Origin of the sequence: uncultured Amphritea sp., from assembly GCF_937127095.1 — a bacterium.
Taxonomy (GTDB): domain Bacteria; phylum Pseudomonadota; class Gammaproteobacteria; order Pseudomonadales; family Balneatricaceae; genus Amphritea.
Window position 1 is genome coordinate 138,221 of record NZ_CAKZLP010000084.1, and the last position, 11,156, is coordinate 149,376.

An 11,156-nucleotide genomic window follows, 5' to 3' on the forward strand; every position below is an offset into this window, starting at 1 on the left:
TGGTAGTGTGAAGAACTCATTGTTAATGGGCTTTAAATACTACGAGGAGGCGTATCGCTGGCATCACTCATCTTAATGGAGTGAATCAAATTGGGTTGGTTATCAGAATCACTTTTTGGCGGGTGTTTAACCCGGTCTGATGACCATAAATTTATGCTGAGATCTTCATATTCTAACTCAGGCATATGACAAAAATATTTATCGCTGTCAGTGCCTCATGCACTCTTACACAGCTGATTAAACGCTTTAATTTAGGCCCCTTTGGGCCGTTTAACTAAGAACAAACAATACTCATCGAAAGAGTGGTAACAATCACTGACTGAGTATTTAAACCGGCAACGCTGATCTGCTGTTTGAAGTGACTCTTTTTAGTCTAGTCTCAGCACGGCTAATAGCAATGAGGCACCGAGGTTCAAAACACAGAAAGTTTTACCTGATAGCGAAAAAATAAGACTGGAATTTAATACAGAGGGACGAGAATACTTAAGTAAAAAAACGACAGTAATACAACGACAACAAATGGTTAAAAAATAGACTTTTTCTAAGCTAATGAACACTATATAGAGTTGCTGTGCTTTGTCAATGGATCCTTTCCGATTATACGGGCTGACAGGTGTTTCAGGGGAAGTCTGACTGCATTTGTATTTGCAAATCAACCTGCACGAGGTGAGGCAGGTTGTTGCGACTGAACAGCAGTAGAGTATTGAGATTGTTTCCCATTGACTATTGTCTGATGGCTATACCGTATAACTCATTTTTGTTTGCTTTTAACAACCCATAGATTGCGCTATCGATTTTCCCCTCAGCGACCATTTCATCCATGATCCCGATAACTTCATCAATCTGCAGTCGGTGGCGGTATGGACGTTTTTGGCAAAGCGCCTGAAAGATGTCTGCAATTGATAAAATCCGGGTAGGGAAGTCGATCTGATCTCCTTTCCAGCCGAAAGGATAGCCGGAGCCATCTAATTTCTCATGGTGCTCAGATGCCCATTTAGCGATCTGAGTATTCGGGAAGAGCGATTTTAATACCCGCTTACTATCGAGAGGGTGGCTGCGCATCTGTGCTACCTCATATTCAGACAGGGCTCCGGGCTTTTCCAGAATCTCATCCGGGGTTCTGAGTTTACCAACATCGTGGAGTAACCCTGAAAGCCTGAGAATGCGGCGCTGATACTGATCAAGACCTGCCAGGCCTGATAGTGTATAAGCAAGATCAGCAACACGCAGGCTGTGGTAGTGAGTATAGGGGCTCTTCGCGTCAACGATCTGAGAGATAAGCTCGCCGAGTGATTCAATCTCATCAAATGACAACGTTATCTCATAATCTTCGGAAGACAGGGTCTCCGTAATGGCATCATCCAGGTACTCGTCTCTGAGTTCCAGCCAAAAGCTGTCCCTCTGGATGGTTGATTCAGCCGCTTTATAGATCTCCGGGGAAAATAAAAGTCCAACATAAGGGGCTAATTCGCCGAGAATTTGTTCTCTGCTTAGCAGTGCTTCATGGGGGGCTTTATTCAATATGAAGGTGGAATAGGCCACATCTAAACGGTCAGCAAAGAATATAAGGTTCGCATACTCCCGGGTTTCATCATCAAGGTTTTCAGGCAGGTCCTGCCAGCGGGTATGGTGGTATTTGATAGCCGGTGCGAACGCGCTAAAGGGTGGGAAACTGCGTAAAAAATTATCACCTCGGATACAGTGTTCCTCTGCACCTTCCCACTCCATCTCATCTACCAGTTTTTGGTGAATAGTGGTTGAGGAGACGCCACAATCGTGAAGCATTCCGGCGATTAAAATAAAGTGCCGTTTGGTTTTTTCCCAGCCAAGCAGGTGGGCGATGCGATGGCAGATAAGCCCGACACGCCGGCCATGGCTTTTATCGTCGATGCCGACATAATCGAGTGCTTTTGTCACCGTAAATGCCGCGCGCCCGACATCGATATTCATTCCGAGAATAACTTCAGAGACTCCATCTGCCGTTTGTTGCATATATCGTTGTCCATCACAGTTGAATGTCATCAGTGAAGTCTGGTAACACAATAGCCTGTCTCTATTTTACAACAGGTCGTTGGATTTTCCATGTTCAGGTATAACTAAAATGGTGAGTCTGCATTACCCGGCAAATATGGCAGAGTCTCAATTGGGCTTAATGGCCGAATTGGTCAGCATCAAGCATCTGTGGATCATTTCGCCCAAGGCTATCCAGTAAAGTCATTTCACCATCGGATAGAGTAAAATCAAAAACACTCAGGTTCTGTATCATCCGCTCAGGATTAGCCGATTTAGGCGCTGTGGCAAAGCCTTGTTGTACTGCCCAGCGAAGCACTATCTGTGCCGGTGTGCGGCCATGGTGATCAGCAATAACATGTATTGTCGGGTCAGACAGCATCTCATTGCCACATCCGAGAGGGCGCCAACTCTGAATCGCAATACCCTGACTACGCTGGAGTTCGATAAGTTCATCTCTGCGGTGGTAAGGATCCAGCTGAATCTGGTTCAGATGCGGCTTCAGTCCCAGATTAATCAAGCGCTGCAGGTGTGCAGGTTTGAAATTAGAGGTGCCAATGGCCCTTACCACGCCCTCATCCAGCAGCCGCACTAATCCAAGATAGGCATCCACGAACTGGTTCTGATCCGGATTTGGCCAGTGAATCAGCAGCAGATCGATATAGTCGAGTTCAAGCCGTTTAAGACTTGCGTGGCATGTTTCTTTTACCCCGTTGAAGCTGTGCCACTCGCGGTTGAACTTGGTAGTGACAAACAGATCTTCCCGCTTAACGGAAGCATTGCGGATGCCCTCACCGACACCGCGTTCATTCTGGTAGTTTTCAGCTGTATCGATCAGACGATAGCCAAGCTCAATAGCTGTTGTCACGGCCACCGCGGCCTCAGCATCATTCATTGGCCAGGTTCCAAGTCCCAGCTGCGGCATCTCAACACCGTTAGCTAATGTGATTGTTGGGCCTTTTTGAACGGGCATATGACTCTCCATTTTTATCTGAACTGATCTAAGAAAAACAAAGGTATTGTTTTAGGTGGTATACGTTTAGAGGGCGGGTTAATTCTAGAGGATTAACTCCATAAGGGTAAGTTCAGATGATTAAATCGGGTGAATATAATCCTCAGACCATGCAAAAAACCAGAATGGGCGTTCAGAGTTGAGCAATCTCGCAATTGTGAGATTTATTTGGGAGAGTGATGCGCAGATAAATCCTTCCTAACCATCTGTTAATGTTGAGTTATGTTTTTTCAAGTAAAAGTTGGCTTAATATTTGCTTTTGGTTATGTATCTGAAACCCCCTAGCTTGGCATATCGGTTTAAGTGATCGATTCTCAGAGCATGGAAAAGGTATCTGGCTAATGAAAAAAAGATCTGTGCTATTTGATACAAATAAGAAACCAGTTAATCGAGTGTCGAAAGAGGCTCAAAATGGTCACTTTGCTCAACATGCTGATAGCTATGTGGCCTCTTCTTTCAAGAATAAAGCGGTGAATGATGAGCTCCCGTTGACGCGGCTGAAAGAGAGGTTTAATGAGGTGATGGATGAGTTTGACCTGCTCAGGCCAGGAGTATTTTTGTTGGCCACAAATGGTGAAGTGATTTGCTCAAATAACGCTGCTGTTCAGATTCTTTTAAAAAGAGCCGGGTTGAAAGTCGATATGAGAAATCGTTTAAGCTGCAGTAACCTTGTCGAAAATTTGAGGTTGCAACGAACCATAGCAAAGGTCGTGAGTGGTGAAGACAATCGGCATAAAGGTAGTATTGAAATTGAAAAATGTGATCACGCATCGTCCTACCTTCTGAGAATGTTAGCGGTTTATCAGGATCAGACTCCGGTGGGTATCATTACAGTCGTTATTGATGATGAAGAAGGCTATGAAATTGATTTAGCCGATATAACAGCTCTTTTCGAACTCATGTCAAATGAACAGCGGTCAGAGTTCAGTTTTGACAGGCAGACAAGTGTTTAAATGATCCCGTTCCAGGCCGCCGATACTTCCAACTACTGGTGGACAGCATAGGCGCGTACTTCGGTTCGTTGAAAAACTTAGCGCTTGGCTGGGCGAACCGTTCAATTGTTAAGCGGCTGTCAAGGTGACACATCCCTCATTCTGGAGCACGATTGTTGATCTGTTATTTTGAGTACTGAAATGTTGTTTTTACCGTCTCTTTGGTTGACTGGGGTTTATATGGATGCGCTAATCTCTCTGGGATTGTTAAAGTATAAGCCTAAAGACGGAAAATTTAATGACAACCAACTTCGAACGACGAACAGCCGTTCTCATCAGTCTTGTTAGCTTTATTCTTGTTTCTATCACCAGCCCGATTGCCTGGTATGTCGCAACAGAGGAAGCTGAGAGTGCGATAGTCTCGCTTGCAAATGAGGAGACGGAGCGCCTATTGGCTTACTACCATGTGCTGGATTTTTCGAATGAGATATCCAGGGAGGGGGCTCAGCAGGCCGCAGATATTTTAGCGGGCGGTTTCTTTGATATTGCGGAGCTGTATGGCTCATCGGGTGAAAAGTTGGCTGAGGCAATGACTCCATCGGGGGCTAAGGTTGAAGACCAGTTAACTAAACACGTCATGCCTGTCTACATGAAAAGTTCCTACGAAAGTATGAAGTTGGCAAACGGTGACTGGGTTCTCAGAGTGTTTGTGCCACTGCATTTTGTTAAGTCTGGCTCTGAATCATTAGCAGGTTATTTTGAAGGGGTACGTATTGTTCCTGATTGGCAGAGTAGACAGATAACTACGACGGCTTTTACGGCTGCCCTGATGGTGGCGTTAGCATCATTAATCTGTGGTGCAGTTGTCTATCCGATTGTTGTCTATCTATCTAAAGAAAACCGTCGCAGAGCAAAAGAGGTGCTTGATTCTCATATTTCTATGATGGAAGCATTGGGCAGGTCGATCGCTAAACGTGATTCTGATACCGGTGTTCATAATTACAGAGTTGCATGGATTGCGACTAAGATTGCAGAAGCCATTGATATACCTAAAGACAATATGCAACCGCTGATCATCGGAAGTTTTCTTCACGATGTAGGCAAAATAGCTATTCCAGACTCTATTTTGCTGAAGCCTGGCAAGCTGACGGATGATGAAATGGAGCTGATGCGTACCCATGTTGACCAGGGCGAATCTATTTTAAAGGGCATCGGTTGGCTGGATGACGCCAGCACGGTGGTTGCCTGTCACCATGAAAAATGGAACGGAACAGGTTACCCCCGAGGGCTTAAAGCAGAGAGTATTCCGCTGGCTGCGAGGATATTTGCGGTAGCGGATGTGTTTGATGCTCTTTGCTCAAAGCGCCCGTACAAGGAGCCAATGTCTTTTGAGCAAAGCATGTCGATCCTTATCAACGATAGCGGAAGCCATTTTGACCCTCGTATTATCAAAGCCTTCGAAAAAATCGCATTGGGTGTGTATAAGAGGCTTGATTGCATACAGGAAGATGAGGCTAAAGCGCTGCTTCAAGAGCGAGTGCACTATTATTTTGGTTTGTAGTGACGGCGATGTCCTCACTTTATTCTGTATTGTTTGAGGCTACCTGAGTCTGATTCCGGCCATTGCGTTTGGCTTGATAAAGCGCTGAATCAGCGGCCAGGAGTAATTCTTCGATATTCTTATAGTTTTGGTTTGATAGCGCAGCAACACCTGCACTCAGAGTAATTATTTCCAGGGGGGAGTACTGATGTGGTATTTGGAACTCAGCAATAGACGCGCATATCTTTTCGGCTGTTTGCCGGGCAGTACTTTCGTCGGTGTCGGGAAGAATAAGCAGGAACTCTTCGCCACCATATCGTGCTGCAACCTCTCCAGCGCGCTGGACTGATTTTAGAAGAACATCCGCCACTCTTTGCAGGCAATTATCACCTGCCTGATGGCCATAATGATCGTTATAGTCCTTGAAAAAATCGACGTCCAGCATTACCACTGCCAGAGGTCTTTGATGACGATTAGCTCTTGCCCATTCCTTTTCGAGAATGTTGTCCATGCTCCTTCGATTCGCCAGGCCCGTGAGCTGATCAGTATTGGACTCTTGTTGCAGCTTTGATTGGGCTTCTTCGGTAAAGCTTAATAAAGCAAATACCCCGCTAACAACACTGAAGGCGGGCCATATAATTTGTGACGAAATGATGGTGGCGCTAAAGAGTTCGGGTGTAAATGTTAATAGCAGAGAACGACTGGCAACGACTATGGCCATGAAGAGGCATGTGTAAGCCAGAATTACATCAGAGGGGTTTCTGTGTGTTTTAACGTTTAGAAACAGATAGCTCATGATGCAAAAGGCTAAAGGGACAAACAGTGCGCTAACATGCAAAGCGTTATATAGCTGGTCAGCATAGGTAAAGTAACCTAAGGCAAAACAATTAATCAGAAAAATAATTGATAAGAGTGTTCGTGGTAATGGGCATTCGCATCGTTTGTAACTGAACACAACCATGCCCCAGATGAATGCCGACGATAAAACTGCGGATGCAATTTTTAAAGTGGTGCCTATATCAAATACATATAAAAACCAGCTTAGGAAATTTGCTGAGAAGGCGATGATAAAAAAGAGTACGGATCTCTGCTTTCCTTCCGGGTCTTTGATTCTGGTGCCTGAAAAGGCTAATACCAGGTTGATTAATGCAGCGGTAAAGAAGTACGCCTGCTCAGTGGACATATATCTTCTCTGAAAGAGCGCTTTCGCTGGCCACAGGTTGATGAAGCATAGAGGGCAGGAGTTTTGGGTGCCCGGAAACGGGGGGTGGGATATCGTAATGTGCGCTTAACGATCCGGTTGACTGGTTTAGTTTAGCTAAATCGTTGTAAGTGAGGTGTTTCATCAGCGACCGAATCCATTCTGGTGTAGTTTGCTCTGGTGTTATTTTAACTGAGTCATGCATCGACAAGTATAGGCAATAGGCCTAAAAGGGTTTAGTTCAAGAGTGTTTTATTGACAGTAGTGTTGTTTGATGTTGTAAAGATAAAAATCCGGGGTACCTGTATACAGATAAAACCGACGGTCATCTATACCCCGTTAAATAGAGCTCTGACCGAACGCTTATGCCTCTGTCACTAGCATTACTTTTTGCCAGAAGCCTGAGCCATTTGCATGACTTTGTGACCGCCATAGATAAACCAGCGCAACCGTTGAGCCAAGTGAAATAAGTGCACTTAGGATAAGTAAAGTGCGGACGTCTAAATCAAGCATTTAAGGTCCGTTTCGCTCTCGAATATCGTCTAACTTGGTGATTAACTTAAAAGATCTATGACTTTCAAGTCCTTAGACACCCTTAATAGGAAAACTATTTTATCATGGAACGTATAAAGCTCTATAGCCTGAAGCTATGCTGCAGAGTTTATTTTACCGGGGAGTGTTTGATTCTGAGAGGAAAAACCGGGGTGGCTGAATACAGGATAAAACAGGCCTGATGAGTTACTGTGAGCAAGTAACAGAGTTTAATGACTATGGTCTTGCAGGAAGTCCTCAGTTTAACAAAATTAATTTCTGTGATCCTTGCCTGGTGGGCTTTCAAAGCAGATCTGCTATCAGGCTATGCTATGGAATGAATGACGCCTCGAACTGAATTTATGGTATCAAACCGACAATGCGCCTTCGGATATTGTGTTTTAAGTCATTTATATGAGTGATATCTGATTTGAATATTTATGTGCTACAACATTTACTAGGGTTGATTTTGAATATAGTCTTGTTCAGGAGATTAGCCTTCAGCGGTGATTAAGAATGCCTATTAACAGAGTAGCGCCCTTCCTGTTTTCCATTATCTTTCTTGTCGGTTGTGCCGGTCCAGCTCCCGTCAAACATGTTAGTGAGATACCTCCTCCAACACAGACTGTCAGTTTTGAAGGGGGCTCGATAAAAGTCTCATATCAACCCCTGGATCTGGATGGTGAAACTGCGTACGAGTATCACGGGGAACAGGAAAGCTTTGTTTCTGGTGTCAGAGATTACACCCGGCGTTACCTGAAGAACTGGAAAATCGTTGATGCAGGGGAGGCGCTGGTTACTTTTCAGTGTAAACGGGTCAGAAACGGCTGGACAAACTGCGCTGAGATGATGCATGAATGTACCGTTACCGCTTTTGGTGAACAGAAGGCATTCACCAGACTACTGGAGAGCGGTGCATGCATGGAAGGGGGCAATTCCACTGCCTATCAGAACGAAAGTCGCAATCATGGATTACAGATCGCTAAACCTCTTCTTGAGCAGCTCTCCTCGTTTACTGGGCTGCAGGTTGCTGCCGCGGAAAAGGCGTTAGAAAGTGCCTTAAAGCAGGAAGGTACGAAAGCGCTTGAATCGGTCGTGGCGACATATCGAAACACTGAAGCTTCTGTTTTAGCACAACGGGAGCTGGATAAGCGTATTGAGCAGGCCAGGCAAGAACAACTAGCCAGGATTGCCGAGAGGGAGCGTGAGGAGCGTCTTTATGGTGAGTTCCGTAGACAGTACAAAGCGTTAGCTTCACGCTATATTTCTTCACCTCCGATGACTGCTGATAGAAGACAGGCGTGTGGCAAACTCAGCCTGAAATCTCCGCCAAGCCTGCCAAGAAATCGCCGGGTCGGCCAGTACCCGAAGTCATCTGAATTTGAGCAGAGGATCAATGAGAACGTACAGAGTTTCGGTAAGCATGTTCAGTGTGTTTCAGACTTCCTCCAGAACGCTGACTATGAAAGTTATGCTTTGCAGGTTGAACAGGACACCCTTGATGAGCCGTTACTCTGGCAGGCGGCAAATTTCAAAAAGGGGCAGCAAAAGCGGGCTGAAATTGTAACACTGGAAGCGATGCTTGATGGTGAAGATGCCTATATGCGTGAGCTGCAAAAACGTTTTGAAAGTAATCAGGCCAAGTTTGAATCGGAATGGAAACGACAGGTCAGGGATGAGCAGGAGTTTGCCCGTCGTGAGGCTGAAAGGCGAGCTGAAGCGGCTAAGAAGCGTCGCATAGCAGAAGAGAAAAAGAAGTGCCTGATGGGACTTGCAGCCAGGAACGCTTTGACTCTGTATTCCGATGGCTACTGTGAAACTCTGGCTAAAAAAGGCATAAGCGGATACAACGCTGCGATGATGGGATCACAGGGGGCAGGTACTAACAGCGGTGCTTCCAGTTCATCAGGCTACACAACCAATCTATATGAGATGCCAAAATTCGATCTGGCCGGTACGATCGCTAATGCAAGGGAAGCAGCCCGCACAAATAATCCAGCGATTCTCTGGGATGAGTCCGGCAAAATCCGGACCACCGCAGCACCCGGTGTAAATCGTCTTGATGGTTATCGCCGTGATCCTGTACGCAGTAGCTCGTCGGATGGCACGACTTCTGCCAACCGAAGTTATTCTGCGCCGACCAATACGGCTTCTTCTGCCAGATTACCTAAGCAAACTGCTGGCAGTCCAAATAACGATTCTTACCGTGAACGTGCTGCAAAAGCAGTATCCAGTGCTAAAACGCAAACAAAAACGCCAACGGTGGTCAGTAAACCTGATTCTGGGAAGAGCGGTATTAATATAACCGCCGGGGGGAGTTTGAGTTTTGCTGAAAAGCCAGCATCGGATGTAACTGTATCGACAGCTCCGAAGCCTGTTGCGCAGGAGTCTGAGTTGCAAAAGCTGGAAAGAACCCACGGTTGTTGGGACGGTCTGACACAAAACAAACGCTCTTGTCTTGTCGTTATCAATACGGAGATGAAGAAGTCCGGACAGTTTTTTGTTACTTATAAAAACACATGCCAGGATCGTCTCTACGTTAAATCATGTATCGAGAAAAAAGATGGATCAAACTCCTGTGGTGCTTTTGGGATTCTTGGAGGCCGGCAGGGTAGGTTTGATGCGTACGAAGCTACCACTCATCATGAAGAGCGTGCTATCGGTGCGAGAAAAGGTTCTTCGGACTGGGTTTGTAGCGAATTAGTAAATGACTGGAATAGCTTTGATGACTAAATGTTTAGGCTGATTAAAGTACTTTTTGCTTTACTGTTCTGGATAACCTTCATACACCATAGTGCCCAGGCTGAAACCCGGCCTGGCACTTTTGGTGGTTCCAAGAGCTGTCCTAAGGGTTACTACTTTATCCCTCCTTGTCCTGCTGGAAAGCAGTGTGCCTGGCGGGGTAATGTCTGCATGAAATATCCCACTTCGCCTGAGCACTGGCCGTTAATCCGTCGTCCGGGCTCACCTACTCCAGGGGGGAGTATCAAGCCCTCACCGGGCAACCTTGGCAATCCCGCTAAACCCAGAGCGGACCAGTCTTTTTCTGATTGGGATTCTGATACCGGTTTTCCTTCCCAAGAGAGTCCTCTATTCAAGAATAGAGGTGATCGTTCCGATGATTGGCAGATGAAACACTGTATAACCCGAGAGGCGAAATGGGGCGAAAACTGCGGAAATCCTGATTCCCTTAAAATAGTGTTTCGTAATCAATGCTCTATCACTGTTGAGCTGAAGTATTGCCTGGAGCGAGCTAATGGCAAATGGGTGTGTGGTCGGGTAAGTCAATTTGATGTTGATGAAGAAACGCAAGGGGCCTGGACATGTAGTGCTACCGGCAGGTATGAATGGTCTGTTAATACTGTTGAATAAGTGGTCTGGCAATAGGAAGAGCTCCCATTTTTATCAAACCAGGCTATGGGATTGATGAGATAACCAAGAAGATGTCTATTAGATTTTTTTGCAGACGGTCTCGCTAATTCAGCGCTGATTGCAAATGTATCGTATATTGATAAGAAAAATCCGGGGTAGCTGTATACAAGATAAAACAGAAATTAGTGTATACCCCGGTGAATAACGAAAGAACTTCGTTAAGGTTCAGCGAAGGGGATTTGCTGAAAAACAGGTCCGATTAGTTGCTATAAGCAATTAACACATAAAATGGTGTAGGGCCTTTCAGAAAGTGGTCGGGGCAGCAGGATTCGGATCTATGACCCTAACCTGGAGAGTTCCCAAACCAGATGCGCTTTTTACAACGTCTTCAAAGTGGTCGGGGCAGCAGGATTCGAACCTACGACCCTCTGGTCCCAAACCAGATGCGCTACCAGACTGCGCTATGCCCCGTTCTGAAAGATGGCTCCTCGAGCTGGACTCGAACCAGCGACCAATAGATTAACAGTCTACTGCTCTACCAACTGAGCTATCGAGGAA

General features: G+C 45.7%; 7 protein-coding genes and 2 tRNA genes. 4 read left to right on the plus strand and 5 right to left on the minus strand.

Translation table 11 applies throughout. The annotated features are described in order from the left end of the window. Positions 1-723 precede the first annotated feature (723 nt). Both Q0499_RS22195 and Q0499_RS22200 read right to left on the minus strand, forming a co-directional pair. Positions 724-2,022, minus strand: coding sequence for an HD domain-containing phosphohydrolase (locus tag Q0499_RS22195; RefSeq protein WP_299204712.1), 1,299 nt, complete (start codon positions 2,020-2,022; stop codon positions 724-726). 127 nt (positions 2,023-2,149) lie between these two features. Beyond that, the gene (locus Q0499_RS22200; RefSeq protein WP_299204715.1) at positions 2,150-2,983 is read right to left on the minus strand and encodes an aldo/keto reductase; all 834 of its coding nucleotides are present in this window, start codon (positions 2,981-2,983) and stop codon (positions 2,150-2,152) included. 380 nt (positions 2,984-3,363) lie between these two features. Here Q0499_RS22200 and Q0499_RS22205 point away from each other — a divergent pair, with 380 nt between their 5' ends. Both Q0499_RS22205 and Q0499_RS22210 read left to right on the plus strand, forming a co-directional pair. After that, entirely contained in the window at positions 3,364-3,975 is a 612-nt protein-coding gene (locus Q0499_RS22205; RefSeq protein ID WP_299204718.1) for a hypothetical protein, read from the plus strand. A gap of 277 nt (positions 3,976-4,252) precedes the next feature. Continuing rightward, entirely contained in the window at positions 4,253-5,515 is a 1,263-nt protein-coding gene (locus Q0499_RS22210) for an HD-GYP domain-containing protein (RefSeq protein WP_299204721.1), read from the plus strand. Positions 5,516-5,534: 19 nt separating this feature from the next. On the opposite strand, the gene Q0499_RS22215 is transcribed toward Q0499_RS22210, so the two are convergent. Next, positions 5,535-6,677, minus strand: coding sequence for a diguanylate cyclase (locus tag Q0499_RS22215; protein ID WP_299204724.1), 1,143 nt, complete (start codon positions 6,675-6,677; stop codon positions 5,535-5,537). A 1,065-nt stretch (positions 6,678-7,742) separates the two neighbouring features. Here Q0499_RS22215 and Q0499_RS22220 point away from each other — a divergent pair. Beyond that, positions 7,743-9,959: a hypothetical protein gene (locus Q0499_RS22220; RefSeq protein WP_299204728.1), complete on the plus strand. Its 2,217-nt coding sequence runs from the start codon at positions 7,743-7,745 to the stop codon at positions 9,957-9,959. Between the two features lie 180 nt (positions 9,960-10,139). Continuing rightward, on the plus strand, positions 10,140-10,598 hold the full coding sequence (locus tag Q0499_RS22225; protein WP_299204731.1) for a hypothetical protein: 459 nt from the start codon (positions 10,140-10,142) through the stop codon (positions 10,596-10,598). Between the two features lie 394 nt (positions 10,599-10,992). Here Q0499_RS22225 and Q0499_RS22230 read toward each other — a convergent pair. Further along, a tRNA-Pro gene (locus tag Q0499_RS22230) sits at positions 10,993-11,069 on the minus strand. A 10-nt stretch (positions 11,070-11,079) separates the two neighbouring features. After that, positions 11,080-11,155: transfer RNA gene (locus Q0499_RS22235), tRNA-Asn, on the minus strand. Position 11,156 lies beyond the last annotated feature (1 nt).